The following is a 20,147-nucleotide window of genomic DNA, read 5'->3' on the forward strand; positions in this document are numbered from 1 at the left end:
GAAATTATCTCAGCGATCGGGTCAGGAGACAAGCACCCATAAGTCTGTCTTCAGGCGCGCCTCAATCCGCAACCATATTGCCGCGGCGCATCAGCCCCATCAGGATCAGCGGCAGTAATGTCGTGATGCAAATGGCGATGAAAGCCATGGCCATGCCGAGGCCAATCGAACCCTGTTCGAACTGACGCCAGATGAAGGTCGCGATCGTCTGCATGCCAACCGGTGCGACGACGACCGAGGCAACGAGTTCGCGCGAGGCCAGCGCGAAGACGAGCAGCATGGAAGAGGCAAGGCTCGGGAAGACGAGCGGCAGGAGTATACGGCGGAATGCAGTCACGCCGTTTGCGCCGCAGACGCGGGCTGCAGCTTCGAGATTGTCGCCGATTTGCTGGAATGCTGCCGTCGTGTAGCGCACCGGTTGCGGCAGTAGAATGCAGCAATAGGCAAGCAGCAAGATGAATGCGGTGTTGTAGGGCGTGATAGGCAGGCCCGGCATGTTCCAAGCGAGGATGAGGCCGACGGCCACGACGATACCCGGCAGCGCATTCGGCAGAATGGTCATGACATCGATCGCCGTCCGGCCGGACATCCTGGTCTTTACCACTGTGTAGGCAGCAGTCACGCCGATCAGGCCTGTTATCAGCGCCGTGCCGATGCCGAGGGAGAAGCTGTTGATCAGCGCCGTGACGGCGCCAGCGCTATTACCGAAGACCGCAATGAAATTGTCGAGGCTGACATTGTCGAAGGCGAGACCGCCGGAGATCGTGCGCGCCAGTGCCGTCGCAAGGATCGCCAGCAGCGGCACGCCGGTCGCGAGAAACGCAACGACGCTGAAGGCGATCATGACAGGCACCTTCAGCGTGCCAAGCGGACGCTTGTCCTTTGCCGTCGGTTTGCCACCGACCGTCTGGTAGGAGCGCCGTGCCAGGATCCAGCGCTGAAAGAGAAAGGTGACGAGCGACATGGCGACCAGCACCAGCGACAGGATCGCTGCACCCGGCAGATCGATCGGCCAGTCGGTGACACGCAGGTCGATGCCGGTGACCAGCACCTGGAAACCGGCGCGGCGACCGAGCGCTGCAGGCGTGCCATATTCCTCGATCGCAGCGGCAAAGACTAGCATGAGGCTCGCCGTCAGGCCAGGCGCCGACAATGGCAACGTGATGCGCCAGAAGGCGCGTGCCGGCGACGCGCCGAAGACGCGGCCGACATCGGCATAACGTGCGCCGACGGCCTCGACCGTGCGCGACACCGCGAAATAGACGACCGGGAAGGTGTTGAAGGCCATGACCAGCGTCATGCCGAAGATCGAAAACAGGAAGGGTGCCAGATTGAAACCGGCAAGCTGCTGCAGATAACCGCGCGGCTGCAGGGTCATGATCCAGCCGAGCGTGGCGATATAAGGCGGGATCATGAAGGGCACGAGCAGCAGCACGTCCCAGACAGGCGCAAAGGGAATTCTGTAGAGGGCCCGGAAGACGCCGAGCGGCACAGCGACGAGCGCCGAAGCAAACACAACGCAAGCGCCGAGCAGGATGGTGTTGCCGCCCATGCGGATCAGCGAACTATCGGCGAGCGTCGCATAGAGCGACGAGAAAGGGCTAGCAAACGAGCCCTGTCCGAGTTCGGGAAAGATGCCTTGCAGCACCACCGCAATGAAGGGAACGGCAACGATGAGAACGAGACCCGCTGTTGCCAGCCAGGCGGCCGGAGCCGTGCCGCCGATGCCGTTTCCTCGCATTGTCTGGACCTTACTTGGCGCCGTAGAGATCGGCGAAGGTCCTCAGCGTTTCCTTACGCTTGCCGTAAACAGCAGCCGTGTCGTATTTCAGAAGCGTCAGGTCGCTGATCAGCGGACGGCTGGCGGCAACGTCGGTGCGCGACGGCATCAGCATTTCGCCGGCAACCAGTGCCTGACCTTCGTCAGAGAGCATGTAGTCGATGAACTTCTTGGCGTCTTCCTGGTTCTTGGACGACTTCATGATCATGGCCGGGCGCGGCGCGATGACGGTACCGGACTTCGGGAACACGACTTCGATGCTCTCGCCCTTCTTCTGGGCAGCGAGAGCAATGTAGTCGACAGCGCCGAATACGACGGCCTTGGCACCCTGCAGAACCGGGTTCAGGGCGTCAGCATTTGCGCCGGCGATGATGGCGCCGTTTGCCTGCAGAGCCTTGAAGAGCTTCCAGTCGTCCTGGCCGCCGAGAGCAGCGGTCAGTTCGAAGGATGAACCGGACTGCGCCGGATCCGGAATATTGACGAGGTCCTTGTATTCCGGCTTCGTCAGGTCAGCCCATTCGGACGGCTTCGGCGTTCCGCTCTTGGAGTTCCAGACGATGCCGAGAGCCGAGATGCCCTGTGCAACGGCGCCCTCGGACTTCAGGAAATCCGGAACCTTGGCAGCGTACTGGCTCGAATAGTTGACGAGCCAGCCGCGCTTGGCAAAGTCGTTAGCCGTATCCCAGGAAGCCGAGATGACGACGTCGACAACGGGGTTTGCGGCTTCGGCTTCGATACGGGCCATGACCTTGCCGGTCGTTGCCTGGAAAACATTGACCTTGACGCCGGTCTGCTTGGTGAAGCCGGCCGACAGCTTGTCGATGAGGCTCTGCGGGCCGGCGGTATAAACGGTGACGTCGGCATGGGCGACACCGGCCATCAGGGCGGCGACGACGACGCCAAAAGTGATGCTCTTCAATGACTTAAACATGTTCCAGTTTCTCCTCTATGGATTGGTGCATTTTCTGCTGAAACCAACGGATTTGCGCTGAGTCGATCGAAAGGCCGACCGTCTCGCCGGCGCGCAGCTTGGCGCGGCTTAGAACCTGCAATTCCAAGCCGGGCAGACCGGAGAGCGAAACGCTTGCCAGATGCCCATCGCCGCGGAACTGCGAACGCAGCACGGTGGCGGCTAGTCGATCGGGAGAGGCTTCACCGGCCGAGATGCAGGCGACCGGGATCAGCACGCGAGCGCCGTCGCCGGCAACTCCTTCGGCTTCGGTCAGCATGATGTCGCTGTCCTTGAAGTACCAGGCGCGTCCGCGCCGCTCGATATCGGCGAGGCAGCCAAGCCGCAGGAAGTCGGCAACCTCAGGCGTCGCCGGCCGCTCGATCAGGTCGTCAGGCGAGGCAAGCTGCTCGATCAGGCCGGACCGCATGACCGCGACCTCATCAGCCAGCGTCAGCGCCTCGCTATGGTCGTGCGTCACATAGATCGCCGTCAGGCAGAGTGTGGAGATGAGCTCGGCGAGCTCGCCCACCATGTTTTCGCGCAGTTCGCGGTCGAGGTTGGAAAGCGGTTCATCGAAAAGGATAAGCTGCGGCTCGGCGACGATGGCGCGCGCAATCGCCACGCGCTGCTGCTGGCCGCCGGAGAGATCGCTTGGCCGCCGGTCGGCATAGGCCGAAAGGCCGACGCGCTCAAGGGCGCGCATCGTCCGGGTATGGCGCTCCGCCTTGCCGACGCCGCGCATTTCAAGCGGAAAGGAGACATTGCCGCCGACCGTCAGATGCGGCCAGAGCGCATAGTCCTGGAAGACCATGCCGAGCCCGCGCCTCTCCGGGGGAACGAAGGCGCCGGTCGCACCATCGGCAACGATGGTGCCGGCAATCGAAACAGCCCCCTTGGTCGGCGCAAGCAGGCCTGCAACCAGCCTAAGAAGCGTGGTTTTGCCGCAGCCCGAAGGGCCGAGCAACGCCAGCGTCTTGCCCTTTTCCAGAGAAAAATCAATGCCTTTGAGGATCTGCGTTGGCCCGTAACTCAATTCCAGACCCGCTGCGGCAACGGCAGAGGACGATCGAATTGAGGGGGCGTTCATGGGCAGACCAAATGTCGCTTTAAAGAAAGTATGGCGACATTTAGGCACCCCGGATGACAGCTCTGCGACAGATCTATTTCAGTTTTGTGACAATATCTTCTGCAGATGCGGACGTTGGCGTCTCGTGCCGGGGTCCACGACTAAGACACGCAGCCTTCCCGCCGCCGCGCTTTGCCGCTGTCCGTCTTCGACGCATTTTTCAGGCCGTTCCGCGGCTTCAGCACCGCCAAAAGCAGAGGATTTGCATTTTCGGTCGCGCACAACCATTTAAGTTGCATGATCCCGCGGGAAATGTCGCGACCTCGCATACGCTGGAACGTTTACAGAAAACGAACCATACCGGCTTGCATTCTGAGCCAAAAGCCGATTGCTTAGGAAAATCTACTTCTTCTTCGGCTAGCCGTTAGAAGAGTGCGAGGGGATATAGGCAAACCCGTGGAATTCTGCAGCTTCGCATCGGGATCGATGGTGACTACGATGACGAAGCGGGAAAGCTGGTTTGAAGGAAAATGAGTAACGATCTGTTTCAGGTAAAATTTTGGGGCGTTCGGGGAAGCATTCCCGTATCAGGCCCGGAATTCGACCGATATGGAGGCAACACCTCCTGCATAGAAATTCGCTGCGGCGAGCACCGGATGATCTTCGACGCAGGCTCGGGACTGCGCGAGGCTGGCCTTTCGCTCCTTGCGGATGAGGTCCGGGATGTCGACCTCTTCTTCAGTCACTGCCATTACGACCACATCATCGGCCTGCCTTTCTTCAAGGCGATCTACTACCCTTCGATCAACGTCAACATCTGGTCCGGCCATCTGGACGGCAAGATGAGCACGCGCGAGATGGTCGAGCAGTTCATCAGCCCGCCCTGGTTTCCGGTAAAGACCGATATCTGTCAGGCAACGATGAATTTCCGCGATTTCCATGCGGGCCAGACGCTGACCCCGCATGAAGGCGTAGAAATGCAGACCTACATGCTGAACCATCCGGGCGGAGCGATCGGTTATCGCATCCATTGGAAAGGCCGCATCGTGGCGCTGATCTACGACATCGAACACATTCCGGGCACGCATGATCCGGTGGCGCTCGAGATGATGAAGGACGCCGATCTCGTCGTCTACGACTGCACCTACAACGAAGACGAGATGCAGCGCTTCAAGGGTTTCGGCCACTCTACGTGGCAGCACGGCACTGAACTTGCGAAGATGGCAGGCGCAAAGCGCTTCGCCTTGTTCCATCATGCGCCGTCGCGCACCGATGAACAGCTTGCCGTCATGGAAAGCGAGGCGCAGGCCGCCTTTGCCGGTGCCTTCGCCGCCCGCGACAATCAGGTCGTCGACATCTGATCCTGCACCAGCGTGCCTGCTGAAACCCATTCCACTGCGGGATGGCCCGCAGTCGCCTCGAAGAGCTCGGCAAGGAAATCCCAGGCGGCCGCATCATGCACCAGATGATGCCCGAGCACGCCGATCGGCTCGCTGCTGCCCTCGAACCTGTCCTGCAGCTCCGCGACCAGTTCGCCGATCAGGTCTGCCATTGGCCGCCCTCCGCGGGTGCCGTGCCAGTCCATAAGGTCGACATGGGAGTTGACGATGGCGAGCGGGCTTTCGCCCTTGACGCGTCCGTAGGTGGAAAGGGATTCGAAGCCGAGCGCCGGCAGCTTGGGAATGAGACCCTTGTCGATCCGGTTCCAGGGCGGAACCAGCATCGTCAGAAAGTGTGTCGGGTAGAGATCCTTCAGCTTCAGGAGGCCTTCATAGAGTTCGCCGAGAATGGTTTCTTCCAGACGTGATCCACCGAGTTCCTGCTTCTTGCCATCGGGTCCGGTGTGATTGTGATGCGCCCAGCCGTGAACCGCCACGCTGACATGCGTCTCGTCCGCAAGCCGCTGAGCGAGTGGCGCGCCGGTAAGAGCCGGGATGACCGCAAGCGTGACGGGGATGCCGTAGTTTTTCGTCTCGGCGAGCAGTCGCTCCAGCGCCGCTGTCGGCTCGATTGCATCGTCATCCCGCAGCCAGAGCCGCGCCCCGCGACCGGCGTCGCTCCAGCGCTCCAGCTCCCGATACAACGGCTCGCGGATGCTGCTATCGGTCATATGCTGCTCCTGCATGATTGCGTAGGATCAAATCCAGTTCTTTCGCCGCGTCGGCAAGCGAACGCTCGCCGATGACGAAGCGGCGGGCGGCGGATGCGATAGTGTCACGGCGCGCCCGGTCATCCAGCAGTCCGGCAATCGCCCGCGCATAGGCTTGCATATCGCCATCAGGCGTCAATAGCCCGGTCATATCGGCCTCCACTACGGCAGGCACGCCGGCAGTCCTTTGCGCCACGACAGGAAGGCCCGCCGCCTGCGCTTCGAGATAGGCAAGTCCATAGGCTTCGCCGCAGCCCGGCCACACATAGATGCCGCTCTTCGAAAGCTGGTCGGCTATCTCTTCCGGCTCCCTCTGCCCAAGCCAGTCGATACGACCGGGGGCAAAACCCGCAAACAGCGCCTCCACCTCAGCCCTTAACGGACCGTCACCAATTATGCCGAGCGTCCAGGACCGATCCTCGATCATGCGCAGTGCCGCAGCGAGCATCTTGTAGCTCTCCATCTTGTCACCGGCCCGCATCATTGCCACGCTCACCAAGCGTTGTGGATCGGGAGCAGGCGTTACCGCCTCGAAGAGCGCTGTGTCGATGAAAGGCTTTACTCCGACGATACGCGCTTCGGGAAAGACCTCTTCCAATCCTTTCCGGTCGCGTTCGGTAAAGGCGATATTGACCGCCGCATGGCGGATCGCCTCGCCCGCCGGTTTCTGGAGCAAGGCCCAGCCCATCCCGTCGCGCTTGCGCGAATAGGAGGCTTCCGCCGTAACGTAGGGAACTGTGAATTCCGCCGCGATCGCCGGTCCGAAGAGATCGGGGGACTTGTAGTAGGGATGATAGCAGAACCAGAGCTCTGGCTTCGGCTCCTCCAGCCATTTGCGTCGAAGCCGCTCAAGTTCCTCTTCGGCCCTCGCCAGCGCTTCGGCCGCCGCTTCCGGCGTGCCAGCATGGATGCGGAACTCGGACACGACCTCGACCGAATGCCCGGCCATTTCCAGCGCCCGGATCAACAGCCGCGCCATCAACCGGTCACCTGAGGGCACCGGATGGCTCGGCGACTTCATCGGCGCGTAGAAGGCAATCCGCATCGCGACACTCCGCGTATGACAGTGTGTTTCCAATCGGCGCTCGCGCCGTAAGCGAAAATTTCCGCTATTGTCACTATCCTTGAACGATACAGGCAGACATACCGAAGCGATCGTGATTAGACGAGACGATAATTCCGCCCTTTTTCGCCTTCTCTAGTGCATTTGCGATTTGAGCTTCAAGAACAGGAATTGATGACGACGGTCTGGGCCACAGGGATTTTTTCGGAGCGCACGATCAGGAAGGCCCGGCTCGGTTCCGGCCTTGTCATGTTCGTCTTCATCACCCTGCATATGTCAAATCATGCATTGGGGCTCGTTTCGCTGACAGCGGCCGACGATGCGCGCCGGTTGTTTCTGGCGATCTGGCGCAATCCGCTGGGCACCCTGCTCTTCTACGGCTCGGTCCTCGTCCACATGACGCTGGTGCTGCGTGGGCTCTATATGCGCCGCAGCCTCGTCATGCCGAAGAACGAGATGGCACAGATCGTTCTCGGCCTTCTGATTCCGCTGCTGCTCATCGACCATGTCATCGGCACACGCATCGTCCACGCGCTCTACAGCTATACCGATAATTACGAGACGATCGTTCGCACGCTATGGATCAACTCGCCGAAGGACGGCGTACGCCAGACCTTCGCCCTGCTTGCCGTCTGGATCCACGGCTGTATCGGCATACATTTCTGGCTGCGCTATCGGCCCTGGTACGACAATTCCTCATCGCTACTTCTGGCCATCGCCATCCTCCTGCCCGTGCTGGCGCTGCTCGGTTTCGTCGAGATGGGCCGCACGCTGTCCGATCCCTCTTATATCGAGGCCGAATCCGGACATTACCTAGAAACGATCAATACCCGCTATTACAACGATCCTGAGGCGCGCGAGAAAATCGCGACGATCCGCGCCGGGCTCTACGGCAGCTTCTCCGCAGCGCTTGCCCTCGTCATCCTGGCACGGGCGCGCCGCAGGCTGAAAGAGCGGGCGAACCAAGTCGCAGTTCACTATCCCGGCGGCGAGACCGTGCGCGTGCCACGCGGCTTCACAGTGCTGGAGGCAAGCAGGCTTGGCGGCCTGCCGCACTATTCGGTCTGCGGCGGCAAGGGTCAGTGCTCCACCTGCCGCGTGCAGATTCTCGGCGATTATTGGACCCTGCCGCCGCCCGACAAGCTGGAACAGACGACTCTGAAGCGCATTAATGCGGCACCCGACGTACGCCTCGCCTGTCAGCTCCGCCCGGATAGGGACTTGACCGTCGCGCCGCTGCTTGTGCCGCAGACAGAGGCTGCCCTTCCCGCCAACAGCCAGGAAACCAGCCCCGGTCGCGAGCGCGAAATCGCCGTGCTCTTCTGCGACATGCGCCATTTCACGACGCTGACCGAAACCCGCCTGCCCTTCGACGTCGTCTTCCTGCTCAACCGCTATTTCGGGATCGTCGGCAAGGCGGTGGAACAGGCCGGCGGACGGCTCGACAAATTCATCGGCGACGGCGCCATGGCACTCTTCGGCCTCAACTCCACGCCTGAGGAAGCCTGCCGGCAGGCGGTAGCAGCCGCAACTACGATTGTTGCCGAGGTGGAAAAGCTCGCCGCCGAACTTTCCGACGAACTGCCTTTGCCGCTGCAGATCGTTATCGGCATCCACACCGGCCCGGCAGTCGTCGGCACGATGGGCTATGGGCGGGTACGCAGCCTGACGGCCGTCGGCGATACAGTCAATGTCGCAAGCCGCCTGGAGACGGCGGCCAAGGAGCTCAACGCTGCGATCGTCATTTCCGAGCCGGTCGCGATAGGCGCCGGCATTGATCTGGAAACGGTCGAAAGCTGCGAAATCAATGTGCGTGGCCGGGCGCTCCCCTTGAAAGTCTACGTCATTCCGAGAGAGAAAGCCGCCGAACCGCTCAAGGAAAGACAATAATGTCCGGCCATGCATGGCTTACTGGCAAATATTGGAAGCGCCGTTTGCGTAAGGCGCGCAATGCGCTGGCCACACGTTTCTTTGACACCCGCACCGGCCGCCGGCTGCTGATCGAGAATATCGGGCCACGTGTCACCTCCATGACGATCGATGCCGGCGATCACCTGATGAGTTTTTCACCCGCCGACTATATCGGCCGCAAGGTCTTCCGGAAGGGTCATTTCGAACGCGAGGCCGTCGACCGGCTGCTCGTGATCCTGCGCCAGCGCGGCTTGCTGAAAAAGGACAGCATGCTGCTGGAGATCGGCGGCAATATCGGCACACAGACAGTCTATTTTGCGCTCGCCCGCGCATTTGCCGGGATCGTCAGCGTCGAGCCAGATCCGCGCAATTTCCGCCTTCTGGAACAAAATATCCGCCAGAACGGTCTTATCGACACGGTGCGCCTCGTCAACTGCGCCGCGGGCGAAGGTGAAGGCGAGATCGACTTCTTTTTGAACAGCGCCAATCACGGCAAGAGCAGCGCCATCCGCCAGAGCGCCAGCGACCGGAAGATCAGTGTTCCGGTGCGATCCGTGACCGGCATCCTCGACGAGCTCGGCATCGACCAGACTGCCATCGGACTCGTCTGGATGGATATCGAGGGTTACGAGCCGGTTGCCTGCCGCTCGATGCTGCCGTTGCTTGCCCGCCGCGCGCCTCTCTATATGGAATTCACGCCGCTCTTTTACGGCCAGGAGGGCACAAAGGCCTTCATTCGCACGCTCGCAGGCTTCTACGAGAACTGCCTCGTGGTCTTCGAGGACGGCGAGAAGGAGATGAAAGTCCGTGATCTGCCGGGCGGATTCGATCAGTATGACGTGCTGTTCCTGCCTTAGACCGACGCAGAGCTATCGGGTGGGCTGTATCGCCAGCGATTGATGGCAATGCACACCGGCGAGGACGCCCGAGGCGGAAGCGAGCGTGGCGTTATGCATGGCGCTTGCCGCATCGCCGGCGGCAAAGACACCCTTGACGGTGGTTTCCTTGTTATCGCCGGTCCGGATGAGCGGGCCGAACGGACCGTCGTCGAAGACACAGCCAAGTTGTTCGGCAACCGGGCTCGCCATTGCCGTTTTCGGAGCGACGAACACAGCGTCCAGCCGCACGACCCGGCCATCGGCGAGGCGAACGGCCTCAAGCCTGGGAGTGTCGCCCAATAATTCCACGACAGGGCTGCGCTCGATCCGTACACCGCGAGCGGTCAGCCCTGCGAGTTGCCCTTCATCGGGCTCGAACAGCGCTTGAGTGAAATAGGTTGTCTCTCCCCAGTCGGGAATCAGCATGGCCGCATGTGCCGAATGCGGGTGGTTTGCGAGAACGCCGAGCTTACCACCGCTCACCTCATAGCCGTGGCAATAGGGGCAGTGCAGCACGGAGCGCCCCCATCGGTCCCGCAGCCCGGGGATTTCTGGCAGCGTGTCGCTTATACCGGTTGCCAGGACGATACGCGCTGCCCTTTCTTCGCCACCGCCCTTGATACCGATTACAAATTCGTCGCCATCGGCACGCGCCTGAATAACCTCCCCGTCGCGAATGTTGATGGTTGGATAAAGCGACAGCTGCCGCTTTCCCTCCCGCATGATCGCCGCCGGCGCCTGGCCGTCCTGGCCCAGGAAGCCATGTGACGCCTGCGAAAACCGATTGCGCGGCGCGCCTGCATCGATAAGCAAAACGCGCCGGCGCGCCCGGGCAAGCTGCATGGCCGCGGACAGGCCGGCGAAATTTCCGCCGATGACGATGACCTCGAATGACATGAAACCCTCCTTTGACGCTGCCCGATCATGAATCAACATAAGTTACATGAAGCGAGGGGGTCAAGCATCATGTTACTTGTTTTGTTACGAACCACTTGTGATAATGGCCATTCGATCGACAGGAATAGAATCTCATGCGCAATGACAGCCGCCTTTCACGCATGCTGCACGTGTTGATCCACATGGATCGGCATGAGCATTCGGCGACCTCCGAAATGATTGCAAAGATGCTGAACACCAATCCCGTCGTTGTCCGTCGCACCATGGCCGGCCTTCGCGAACAGGGCTATGTCCGTTCCGAAAAGGGGCATGGCGGGGGCTGGACGCTGGTGCGTCCGTTATCGGAAATCACTCTGCTCGATGTCTACCGCGCCATCGGCGAACCGCATCTTTTCGCCATCGGCCCAGCCGACGATCAGCCGAAATGCCTTGTGGAACAGGCCGTGAATGCCGCTCTCGATGATGCGATGAAGGAGGCACAGGCCCTGCTCCTGCGGCGATTGGGCAGCGTGACGCTGGACGAAATCGCGGCCGACTTCGAGGCAAAATTTGCCGCGCTCTCGGCTACGTCCTACTCCTGCGCCTCATAAGCCCGGATTACTTCCGGCGGTATAGAAAATAGCGCCCTTCCTTGATGCCGGCGGGCAGAGGCAGGGGCAAAAGCTCGGGATGTTCCAGCGGCAGCCCGCTGACGGCGATGCCGTGATGGGTAAGCACGCCAGCCATCAATTGCGGCAGCCAGGTCAGCGTGACGGCATCGATCTCGTCATGGCCGGTGCCGATATCGGCATGGGCGAGCGCGGCATTGATCCCGAGGAACGCCTGGCCGGTATCGCGGATATTGCCCGTCACCATATTTTCGACCGGCGGCGTGGAGGCGGAATAGGAGCGTATTTCCCAATCGAAGGCAATGATGCGGCGGTCGAGAAAATACTCGCGCAGATGATCGTAGGTGCGGCCGTTGCCGAGGCCGAATTCGAGCACCGGCCCCTCCACCTCTTCCACCAGGCCGATGATGGCATTGAGAATATCGCGTTGAGCCGTCAATCGGCGAATGAAGCTGTCGAGGCGGCTCATCTTGTCCTGTCCGTCATAAAATATGTCAGTGGTGCTACCATATCGATGCAGTGTAAGTCGATTGCCGGAAACGCAAATTGCCGTTGCGACGGCAACACGGGTCTGTGATAAACTCGGTCTCATGAACGAGATGTCCAACGACGCATTCTTCGCCAACGTGCCGGTCTTCAGCGACTTCGAAGGCGTGACCGATGAGAGCAATTACCAGCCGCTGCCCGAAGGGTGGGTACTGGCGATGGCCGATATCGTCGGCTCGACGAAAGCGATTTCCGGCGGCCGCTACAAGGACGTCAACATGGCCGGCGCCAGCGTCATTTCCGCGGTGCTGAATGCCGTCGGCAAGGGGGATTATCCCTTCGTCTTTGCCGGTGACGGCGCGCTGATCGCCTTGCCCGCTTCGCTTGAGAAGGAAGCGCGCGTGGCGCTTGCCGCAACGCAGGTCTGGGTGAAGGAGGATCTTGATCTCGATCTTCGTATCGCCATCGTGCCGATCACCGATATCCGCGCGGAGGGTCTCGATGTGCGCGTCGCCCGCTATTCGGCAAGTCCTTACGTCACCTATGCGATGTTTTCCGGCGGTGGCACGATCTGGGCCGAAAAGAACATGAAGATGGGCCGGTACGGCATCGAAAAGGCCGGACCCGGCACTCGGCCGGATCTAAGCGGCCTCTCTTGTCGCTGGAGCCCGATCGAGGCCCGCAACGGCGAGATCGTCTCGATCATCGCCGTGCCCGGCGAGGGCGGTCCCGGCCCGGAATTTCAGGCTCTTGTCGCCGGCATCGTTTCCATCACAGCCGAACAGAACCGCAGCGGGCATCCCGTGCCGGAAGACGGGCCGGAGCTTGCCTTCTCGATGAAGGGCATCAATCGCGAGGTGAACGCCACGGCGCCGGAAGGCAAACGCCTGCGGCAAAAGCTCTTTATCCTTCTGCAGATCGGCCTGACCGTTTTCCTGCACAAATTCGGCATCACCTTCGCCCATTTCAACGCGCGCCGCTACAAGAAGGACGTCTCAGGCAATTCGGATTTCCGCAAATTCGACGACGGGTTGAAGATGACCATCGACGTCGACGCCGCCCACTTAACCCGCATCGAGATGCTGTTGAAGCAGGCGCAGGAAAAGGGCGTGGCGCGTTACGGATTGCACCGCCAGTCATCGGCACTGATGACCTGCTTCGTACCCACGCCGCTGTCGCGCGACCACATGCACTTCATCGATGGCGCCGCCGGCGGTTACGCCGTCGCCGCCAGCCAGATCACCGGCAAGCAGCTTTCCGGCGTGCTCGTTACGCCTTGATGATGTGATCGGCCGCAAGGCCGAGCCGGCTGAAGACGTTTCGGGTATCGACAATCAGTTTGGCGCTCTTCGAAAGAGCCGCATAATCGATCATGTCGTGATCGGTCGCGATGAGAACCGCGTCGTATCCCGCAATGGCTTCCGGCGTCAGGTCGACGGATTTCCGGCCCTTCAGCGCCTGATATTCACGGGTCGGCGGAATCTCCGCGACGAAGGGGTCATGATAATCCGCCTTGCCGCCGCGCTCCTCGATGATTTCAATCAGGCGCAACGACGGGCTTTCCCTGATATCGGCAACGTTTTTCTTGTAGGCGAGGCCAAGCACGAGGACGCGTGAGCGGCTGAGCGCCTTGCCGGCACGAATATCCAGCGCCTCGGCCAGCTTGCCAACGACATGGCGTGGCATCGCCGAATTGATTTCGCCGGCAAGCTCAATGAAGCGTGTCGGCAGCTCGTATTCACGCGACTTCCAGGTGAGATAGAAAGGGTCAATCGGAATGCAGTGACCACCGAGACCAGGGCCGGGATAGAAAGGCATATAACCGAACGGTTTGGTCTTGGCGGCGTCGATGACTTCCCAGACATCGATGCCCATTGCCGCATAGACGGTCTTCAGCTCGTTGACGAGTGCGATATTGACCGAGCGGAAGATGTTTTCGGTGAGCTTGACCGCTTCCGCCGTTGCATTGGAGGAGACCGGGACGACGGTCGAGACGACAGCACCGTAGAACGATTTCATCAGAGACAGGGCCTGCGTGCCGTCGCCTGCAACGACCTTCGGGATCGTCGCGGTGTGGTAATGCTGATTGCCGGGGTCCTCGCGCTCCGGCGAGAAACCGACGAAGAAGTCGGAGCCGGATTTCAGCCCGGTCCCTTCGAGAATGACCTTCACGATGTCATCGGTCGTGCCGGGATAGGTTGTCGATTCCAGCACAATGAGCTGGCCCGGCCGCAGATGGGCGGCAATCGACCGCGACGTCGCTTCCACGAAGGAAAGATCGGGATCGCGATGTTTGGTGAGCGGCGTCGGCACGCAGATGACGATCACGTCGCAATCCGAAAGGCTGGCGAAATCGGTCGTCGAGGAGAAACGCCCCGCATCGATCTCGACCGTCAGCGCCTCATTCGTCACCGCATCGATATAGGAGCGGCGGGCATCCAGCGCGACGATCTTCTTCGGATCGATATCGAAGCCGGTCACGGCAAAGCCGCTGCGCGCCACAGCCATCGCCAGCGGCAGGCCGACATAACCAAGGCCGATGATGCCGGCGCGCGCGGTGCGGGCCTCAATCTTCTTTGAAAGCGTCTCGAAGGTGGAAGAGCGTGCGTCCAAGGCCATGCCTCTTGCGAAAAGTGAATCCGAACGCTGATCTAATGCATGATCGCGGCAAATTAAACCCGGCCCCTTCGCAGCGCCTTTCCGCGCCGCGCCTTGGATTCATCAGCCGGGTGTGGCCGAAATGACTCGGGGGTCGCCATCCCGGCAACCGGGACGCACAAAAAAATTCCTGATGCCATTGTTTCGCACTTTCAGCGTGCCTATTTTGGCAGATGATAGTGAACCACTTTGCAAAGATTGCTCGCCCGTTTCCAGGAGGTCGGAAGCCGGCGGGTGTCAGAGCCGGTCATCGGCAATCGTTGACACGATAATACCGCTCGTACATCCTGATTTCTTTGTGATCTGCTCATCGTGAATGGGCAGGTTCGGGTTGTTTTTGCCTTTCGGGATGGACGTGCGCCATGAGGATAATACCAAGAATGAGCACGATCGAATCCAGCGTATCCTCCATTTTGTTGGACCGTGTTGCTGAATGGCTGACGAATTCTTCGCTGGCCGGTGACGACCTTGAAAACATCGTGCGCGGTTTCTGCGAGCGGCTTGCGGCCGCCGGCCTGCCACTCGCGCGCGTGCACCTGACCTTCTCGATGCTGCATCCGCTTTACGACGCGCTGAGCTTCACCTGGAAGCGCTCCAGCGGCGTGACCATCGAGGGCTTCCGCATGCCCGCCGGCCAGAAGCCGGATCGTTTCCTGCAGAGCCCCTATTTCCATCTTCTCGACAACAATCTGCAGCATATCCGCCGCCGCATCATGCCTGACGGCCCGAATGAATTTCCGATCTTCGAGGATCTCCGGCAGGAAAAGGTCACCGATTACCTCGCCTTCGTGCAACCCTTCGGCGACGGGTCGGTGCAGGGCATGATGGGCTCCTGGTCGACCGATAGCCCTGCCGGTTTTTCCGACGACATGATCGACGCGCTGCTGCGCATGCAAAACCATCTGGCGGTCGCCGCCAAGATGGCCGTGCTTGCCAAGCTCGCCAACAATATGCTGACCACCTATCTCGGCGGCGATGCCGGCAAACGCGTGTTGAACGGCCAGGTTCGCCGCGGCGACGGCGAGACGATCCGTGCCGCTCTCGTTATGGCGGATATGCGCGAATCGACCCTATATGCCGAGAAGGAGGGCCGACAGGCCTATATCGATACGCTCAACCAGTTCTTCGATGCGATCGCCGCACCCTTCAACCGCAATGGCGGCGAAATCCTGAGCTTCCTCGGCGACGGCTTCCTGGCCGTCTATCCCTGCGGTCGCCACAAGGACCCGTCCAAAATCGCCTGCGAGGCAGCGCTCTCCGCTGTGCATCATGCGCAGGCGCGGGTTGCCGAACTGAACAAGGATCGCGAGGCGAAGGGGCTTCCGAAGATCGGCTACGGCATCGGCCTGCATGTCGGCAACGTCATGTTCGGCAATGTCGGCCTGAAGGATCGCCTGACCTTCTCCGCCTTCGGCTCTGCAGTGAACGAGGTGCAGCGCCTGCAGGTGCTGACCAAGAAATACAGCCGCGAGGTCGTCGCGAGCCAGGCCTTTGCCGGCTATTGCGGCGGCGAATGGATCACGCTTGGCGAGGAAAAGCTACGCGGCATCCGCCAGAAGGTGACGGTGCTGCAGCCGCGGGCGCCGGCATCCGGCCTCCATGTCGACGAAGGCTTCCGCGAATCCGTTCAGAACGGCCTTTCCGAAGCCGAACAGGTCATCATGCTTCACCGCGACAAGAAACAGGTAAAACGTACGCCGATCGAAAAATTCATTCAGTAATCACGCGCCAACATTGCAGCCGCTTTAGCCGCTGCACCGTATATGAGAACCCTCGCATCAAGCGCCTTGTAAAACAGGTGCCATGCGTCGCTTTTCCCCATGCCTGTCATCAACTAGACACCCCGTTTACGGTACGATAGTGTGCCTTAACGGGAACACATAAGGACTGGGGAATTTCATTGGTATGGCGTCTGCAGCCGATCTGTTGCGTATTGAGAATCTGGACGTCGCCTTCTCCGTTTTCGGCGACCGACTGCGCGTCGTAAAGGAAGCCAATCTCCGCATTCTGCCGGGGAAAGTGACTGCCCTCGTTGGCGAAAGCGGCTCCGGCAAATCCGTTATCAGCCAGTCGATCATGGGCATCTTGCCGGCACCGGCCCATGCGAGCGGCCGCATCCTGTTTACCGACCCGCTGGATGGCAAGGCGACCGATATTCTCTCCCTGTCGCGTGACAGCGCCGAGATGCGCGACCTGCGCGGCCGCCGCATGGCGACCATCTTCCAGGAGCCGATGACGTCGCTCTCACCGCTCCACACGGTCGGCAATCAGATCAGCGAGGTTTTGCTGATCCACACGGACGCCGACAAGAAGGAAGCGCGCGAGCGCACCGAGGAAATGCTCGGCCTCGTCGGCTTTTCCAATCCGAAACGCACCTACGACATGTATCCGTTCGAGCTTTCAGGCGGCATGCGCCAGCGCGCGATGATCGCCATGGCGCTGATCTGCAAGCCGGCGCTCCTGATCGCCGACGAGCCGACCACCGCGCTCGACGTGACGATCCAGGCCCAGATTCTCGAACTGCTGCGCGACCTGCAGGCCAAGCTTGGCATGGCCATGCTGCTCATCACCCACGATCTCGGGGTCGTCGCCAATATGGCCGATGAAGTGGTGGTGATCTATCACGGCGAGATCATGGAAGCTGGCCCGGTCGAGGCAATCTTCCGCAATCCGCAACATCCTTATCTCAAGGCCCTGATGGCCGCGATTCCGCATTTCGACATGAAGCCGGGCGAGCGACTGAAAGCTCTGCGGGAGGTTCCGGTCAACCTGGAATCGCTGATCGGCAAGAAGAAGCCTGTCGAAAAGGAAGCGCCCGGCGTGCTCCTTTCTGTCGCCAACCTTTCCAAGACCTACAAGACACGCAAGCGTAGCTTCTTCGGCGGCCAGGAAGCCACGGTCGTGCACGCTGTCGACGACGTCAGCTTCGACATCCGCCGCGGCGAATGTCTGGGGCTCGTCGGCGAATCCGGCTGCGGCAAAACGACCGTCAGCAAGATTCTCATGCGCGCGATCACGCCCGATAGTGGCGCGGTCGTCTTCAACGACGGCAAGGATGTCATCGACGTCCTCTCCGTCAAGGGTTCCGAACTGCAGGACCTGCGCACCAAGATCCAAATGGTGTTTCAGGACCCGGTTTCTTCGCTTTCGCCGCGCATGACGGTGCGCAATATCCTCAGTGAGCCGCTCGAGATCCACGATCGTGGCAACAGCGCCGAGCGCAAGACCAAGGTCGAGGCGCTGATGGGCGCAATCGGCCTCGACCGGCGCTATCTCAGCCGCTATCCACACAGCTTCTCCGGCGGCCAGCGCCAGCGCATCGGGATTGCCCGCGCACTCGCCCTTGGTCCCAAGCTTGTCATCCTCGACGAACCGGTCTCGGCCCTCGACGTGTCTGTGCAGGCGCAGATCCTCAACCTTCTGAAGGATCTGCAGAAAGAACTGGGGCTGACCTATCTGTTCATCTCGCACAATCTCGCAGTCGTCGACTACATGGCGGACCGCATCGCCGTCATGTGCAAGGGCCGTATCGTCGAGATCGCCCCGCGTGAGATCATTCTGCGCAATCCGGTTCACCCCTATACGAAGTCATTGCTTGCCGCCGTTCCCTTCCCGGATCTCGACCGGCCGCTCGACTTCAAGGCGCTGCAGGAAAACGGCGCGGCCGATAAGCAGAACTGGGGGCCCGTCTTTCGGGCGGACCACGATGACGCCTCCGAACTCGCTTATGCCGATCTCGGCGGCGGCCATCTGGTGCGCGCCCGCAAGGGCGCCGACGTGAAGGAGCTGGTCTGATGGTGACGCGCCGCATCTTTCTCGGCGGCCTGATCGGCTCGGCCATCGCGCCTTTGGTGCTGCGGGCCCAGCAGGTCGCCGAGCCAGAATTTTTGAAGGCCAGGGTCGCCGATGGCAGCCTGCCGCCGATGGCTGAGCGCATTCCGAACGAGCCGCGTATCGTCAATCTCAAGGACATGGGCCGTGTACCCGGCACCTATGGCGGCAATGTGCGCACCATTATCGGCGGTGTGCGCGATATCCGCTACATGACGGTCTACGGCTATTCGCGGCTGGTCGGCTACGACACGAAGCTGCAGTTCCAGCCCGATATCCTACGCGACTTCACCTCGGAAAATGACACGGTCTTTACCTTTTACCTGCGTGACGGGCACAAGTGGTCTGACGGGCATCCCTTCACGGCCGAAGCCTTCCGCTACTGGTGGGAAGAAGTCATCCTCAACAAGGAACTGACGCCCGGCGGCGGTGCGCTGGAGCTGCGTCCACACGGCTCCCTGCCGCGCTTCGAAGTGCTCGACGAGCTGACTGTGCGCTACACCTGGGACAAGCCCAACCCGGTTTTCCTCTCGGCGCTTGCCGGACCTCTACCGCTCGTTATCTACGGCCCAGGCCATTACCTGAAACAATTCCACAAAGGCTTTCAGGATAAGGCCAAGCTTGAAGAGCTGATGAAAAAGAACCGCGCCAAGAAGTGGGCCGATCTGCACATCAAGATGGCCCTCGCTTCCCGACCCAACAATCCCGATCTGCCGACACTCGATCCCTGGCAGAACCGCACGGCTCCGCCGGCCGATCAGTTCGTCTTCGAGCGCAATCCGTTCTTCCACCGCGTGGACGAGAACGGCATGCAGCTGCCCTATCTCGACCGCTTCATCCTCAACGTATCCTCCTCCTCGATCATCGCTGCCAAGGCGGGCGCGGGCGAATCCGACCTGCAGGCGACCGGCATCGACTTCAACGACTACACCTTCCTGAAAGAGGCTGAAAAGCGCTTCCCGGTGAAGGTCAATCTCTGGAAGRTGGCGCGCGGCTCACGCATTACGCTGCTGCCGAACCTCAATGTCGCCGACGAAGCCTGGCGCACGCTCTTTCGCGACGTGCGCTTCCGCCGAGCCTTGTCGCTGGCGATCAACCGGCATGAGATCAACATGGTGGCCTTCTACGGCCTCGGCAAGGTGAGTGCCGATACGGTGCTGCCCGAAAGCCCGCTCTTCAAGCAGGAATATGCCGACGCCTATGTGAATTTCGACCCCGACACCGCCAACAAGCTGCTCGACGAACTCGGCCTCGACAAGCGCGACAGCGATGGCATCCGCCTGCTGCCCGATGGACGCCGCGCCGAGATCACCGTCGAGACAGCCGGCGAGAGCAATCTCGACACGGACGTTCTGGAACTCGTGCACGATCACTGGGCCAATATCGGTCTGGCGCTCTTCACCCGCACCTCGCAGCGCGACGTCTTCCGCAATCGCGCCATGAGCGGCTCGATCATGATGTCGATCTGGTACGGGCTGGATAACGGCGTGCCAACCGCCGACATGTCTCCCTATGGACTAGCCCCTACGCTGGATGACCAGCTTCAATGGCCGCTCTGGGGCATGTACTATCTTTCGGCCGGTCAGGAGGGCAAGGCGCCCGATCTGCCGGAGGCGGCCGAGCTTGTGGATCTCCTGAATCAGTGGGGCGAAAGTGCCACGACGGAAGAGCGTGAGGTTATCTGGCACAAGATGCTGTCCCTCTATACCCAGCAGGTCTTTTCGATCGGCCTCATCAACAGCACGCTGCAGCCGATCCTCAGATCCGCCAAAATGCAGAACGTGCCGGAGCACGCGCTCTACGGCTTCGATCCAACCTCCTTCCTCGGCGTCTACATGCCGGACACCTTCTGGTTCAAGGAGGACTGA

The 20,147-nt window shown here is 60.8% G+C and carries 16 protein-coding genes; 8 read left to right on the plus strand and 8 right to left on the minus strand.

Translation table 11 applies throughout. From position 1 onward, the window contains the following. Positions 1-61: 61 nt before the first annotated feature. The 3 genes from AC1DM5_RS07975 to AC1DM5_RS07985 are packed head-to-tail and all read right to left on the minus strand — an operon-like array spanning position 62 to position 3,819. Positions 62-1,741, minus strand: a complete 1,680-nt coding sequence (locus AC1DM5_RS07975) for an ABC transporter permease (RefSeq protein ID WP_477818698.1) — start codon at positions 1,739-1,741, stop codon at positions 62-64. 10 nt (positions 1,742-1,751) lie between these two features. Beyond that, a complete protein-coding gene (locus AC1DM5_RS07980) occupies positions 1,752-2,711 on the minus strand; it encodes an ABC transporter substrate-binding protein (protein ID WP_477818699.1) in 960 nt (319 codons plus the stop codon). Then, positions 2,704-3,819, minus strand: a complete 1,116-nt coding sequence (locus tag AC1DM5_RS07985) for an ABC transporter ATP-binding protein (protein WP_477818700.1) — start codon at positions 3,817-3,819, stop codon at positions 2,704-2,706. Before AC1DM5_RS07985 ends, AC1DM5_RS07980 begins: the two co-directional genes overlap by 8 nt. Before the next feature lie 509 nt (positions 3,820-4,328). On the opposite strand from AC1DM5_RS07985, the gene AC1DM5_RS07990 reads away from it, so the two are divergent. Further along, entirely contained in the window at positions 4,329-5,159 is an 831-nt protein-coding gene (locus AC1DM5_RS07990) for an MBL fold metallo-hydrolase (protein ID WP_477818701.1), read from the plus strand. Here AC1DM5_RS07990 and AC1DM5_RS07995 read toward each other — a convergent pair. Further along, a complete protein-coding gene (locus AC1DM5_RS07995; RefSeq protein ID WP_477818702.1) occupies positions 5,141-5,908 on the minus strand; it encodes a polysaccharide deacetylase family protein in 768 nt (255 codons plus the stop codon). The two genes, AC1DM5_RS07990 and AC1DM5_RS07995, sit on opposite strands and share 19 nt — an antisense overlap. Next, the gene (locus tag AC1DM5_RS08000; RefSeq protein ID WP_477818703.1) at positions 5,898-6,992 is read right to left on the minus strand and encodes a glycosyltransferase family 4 protein; all 1,095 of its coding nucleotides are present in this window, start codon (positions 6,990-6,992) and stop codon (positions 5,898-5,900) included. Before AC1DM5_RS08000 ends, AC1DM5_RS07995 begins: the two co-directional genes overlap by 11 nt. A 192-nt stretch (positions 6,993-7,184) precedes the next feature. Between AC1DM5_RS08000 and AC1DM5_RS08005 the strand changes: the two genes are divergently transcribed. Both AC1DM5_RS08005 and AC1DM5_RS08010 read left to right on the plus strand, forming a co-directional pair. After that, complete coding sequence (locus AC1DM5_RS08005) at positions 7,185-8,900, plus strand: adenylate/guanylate cyclase domain-containing protein (protein ID WP_477818704.1); 1,716 nt, start codon at positions 7,185-7,187, stop codon at positions 8,898-8,900. Then, complete coding sequence (locus AC1DM5_RS08010) at positions 8,900-9,778, plus strand: FkbM family methyltransferase (protein ID WP_477818705.1); 879 nt, start codon at positions 8,900-8,902, stop codon at positions 9,776-9,778. Before AC1DM5_RS08005 ends, AC1DM5_RS08010 begins: the two co-directional genes overlap by 1 nt. A 12-nt stretch (positions 9,779-9,790) precedes the next feature. Here the strand turns inward: AC1DM5_RS08010 and AC1DM5_RS08015 are convergent, their stop codons facing one another. Next, entirely contained in the window at positions 9,791-10,696 is a 906-nt protein-coding gene (locus tag AC1DM5_RS08015) for an NAD(P)/FAD-dependent oxidoreductase (RefSeq protein ID WP_477818706.1), read from the minus strand. A gap of 134 nt (positions 10,697-10,830) precedes the next feature. Between AC1DM5_RS08015 and AC1DM5_RS08020 the strand changes: the two genes are divergently transcribed. Continuing rightward, positions 10,831-11,286, plus strand: coding sequence for an Rrf2 family transcriptional regulator (locus AC1DM5_RS08020; protein ID WP_477818707.1), 456 nt, complete (start codon positions 10,831-10,833; stop codon positions 11,284-11,286). A 7-nt stretch (positions 11,287-11,293) separates the two neighbouring features. Here the strand turns inward: AC1DM5_RS08020 and AC1DM5_RS08025 are convergent, their stop codons facing one another. Further along, positions 11,294-11,773 carry a class I SAM-dependent methyltransferase gene (locus AC1DM5_RS08025; RefSeq protein ID WP_477818708.1) on the minus strand — a complete coding sequence of 160 codons (480 nt, stop codon included), beginning with the start codon at positions 11,771-11,773 and terminating at the stop codon, positions 11,294-11,296. A gap of 121 nt (positions 11,774-11,894) precedes the next feature. On the opposite strand from AC1DM5_RS08025, the gene AC1DM5_RS08030 reads away from it, so the two are divergent. Beyond that, positions 11,895-13,070 carry a DUF3095 domain-containing protein gene (locus tag AC1DM5_RS08030; RefSeq protein WP_477818709.1) on the plus strand — a complete coding sequence of 392 codons (1,176 nt, stop codon included), beginning with the start codon at positions 11,895-11,897 and terminating at the stop codon, positions 13,068-13,070. On the opposite strand, the gene AC1DM5_RS08035 is transcribed toward AC1DM5_RS08030, so the two are convergent. Then, positions 13,060-14,403 (minus strand): nucleotide sugar dehydrogenase, encoded by a 1,344-nt coding sequence (locus tag AC1DM5_RS08035; protein WP_477818710.1) that lies wholly within the window; start codon positions 14,401-14,403, stop codon positions 13,060-13,062. The two genes, AC1DM5_RS08030 and AC1DM5_RS08035, sit on opposite strands and share 11 nt — an antisense overlap. Positions 14,404-14,828: 425 nt before the next feature. Here AC1DM5_RS08035 and AC1DM5_RS08040 point away from each other — a divergent pair, with 425 nt between their 5' ends. The 3 genes from AC1DM5_RS08040 to AC1DM5_RS08050 all read left to right on the plus strand — a co-directional run bounded on the left by AC1DM5_RS08040 (position 14,829) and on the right by AC1DM5_RS08050 (position 20,147). Continuing rightward, positions 14,829-16,169, plus strand: a complete 1,341-nt coding sequence (locus AC1DM5_RS08040) for an adenylate/guanylate cyclase domain-containing protein (RefSeq protein WP_477818711.1) — start codon at positions 14,829-14,831, stop codon at positions 16,167-16,169. Positions 16,170-16,353: 184 nt separating this feature from the next. Continuing rightward, entirely contained in the window at positions 16,354-18,243 is a 1,890-nt protein-coding gene (locus AC1DM5_RS08045; RefSeq protein ID WP_477818712.1) for an ABC transporter ATP-binding protein, read from the plus strand. Then, the gene (locus AC1DM5_RS08050) at positions 18,243-20,147 is read left to right on the plus strand and encodes an ABC transporter substrate-binding protein (RefSeq protein ID WP_477974828.1); all 1,905 of its coding nucleotides are present in this window, start codon (positions 18,243-18,245) and stop codon (positions 20,145-20,147) included. Before AC1DM5_RS08045 ends, AC1DM5_RS08050 begins: the two co-directional genes overlap by 1 nt.

Source organism: Rhizobium sp. 01T437 (assembly GCF_056398505.1).

Bases quoted from the DNA above. Each gene is read 5' to 3' on its own strand.
- AC1DM5_RS07975 (WP_477818698.1), bottom strand. From the start codon at position 1,741: ATGCGAGGAAACGGCATCGGCGGCACGGCTCCGGCCGCCTGGCTGGCA.
- AC1DM5_RS07980 (WP_477818699.1), bottom strand. From the start codon at position 2,711: ATGTTTAAGTCATTGAAGAGCATCACTTTTGGCGTCGTCGTCGCCGCC.
- AC1DM5_RS07985 (WP_477818700.1), bottom strand. From the start codon at position 3,819: ATGAACGCCCCCTCAATTCGATCGTCCTCTGCCGTTGCCGCAGCGGGT.
- AC1DM5_RS07990 (WP_477818701.1), top strand. From the start codon at position 4,329: ATGAGTAACGATCTGTTTCAGGTAAAATTTTGGGGCGTTCGGGGAAGC.
- AC1DM5_RS07995 (WP_477818702.1), bottom strand. From the start codon at position 5,908: ATGACCGATAGCAGCATCCGCGAGCCGTTGTATCGGGAGCTGGAGCGC.
- AC1DM5_RS08000 (WP_477818703.1), bottom strand. From the start codon at position 6,992: ATGCGGATTGCCTTCTACGCGCCGATGAAGTCGCCGAGCCATCCGGTG.
- AC1DM5_RS08005 (WP_477818704.1), top strand. From the start codon at position 7,185: ATGACGACGGTCTGGGCCACAGGGATTTTTTCGGAGCGCACGATCAGG.
- AC1DM5_RS08010 (WP_477818705.1), top strand. From the start codon at position 8,900: ATGTCCGGCCATGCATGGCTTACTGGCAAATATTGGAAGCGCCGTTTG.
- AC1DM5_RS08015 (WP_477818706.1), bottom strand. From the start codon at position 10,696: ATGTCATTCGAGGTCATCGTCATCGGCGGAAATTTCGCCGGCCTGTCC.
- AC1DM5_RS08020 (WP_477818707.1), top strand. From the start codon at position 10,831: ATGCGCAATGACAGCCGCCTTTCACGCATGCTGCACGTGTTGATCCAC.
- AC1DM5_RS08025 (WP_477818708.1), bottom strand. From the start codon at position 11,773: ATGAGCCGCCTCGACAGCTTCATTCGCCGATTGACGGCTCAACGCGAT.
- AC1DM5_RS08030 (WP_477818709.1), top strand. From the start codon at position 11,895: ATGAACGAGATGTCCAACGACGCATTCTTCGCCAACGTGCCGGTCTTC.
- AC1DM5_RS08040 (WP_477818711.1), top strand. From the start codon at position 14,829: ATGAGCACGATCGAATCCAGCGTATCCTCCATTTTGTTGGACCGTGTT.
- AC1DM5_RS08045 (WP_477818712.1), top strand. From the start codon at position 16,354: ATGGCGTCTGCAGCCGATCTGTTGCGTATTGAGAATCTGGACGTCGCC.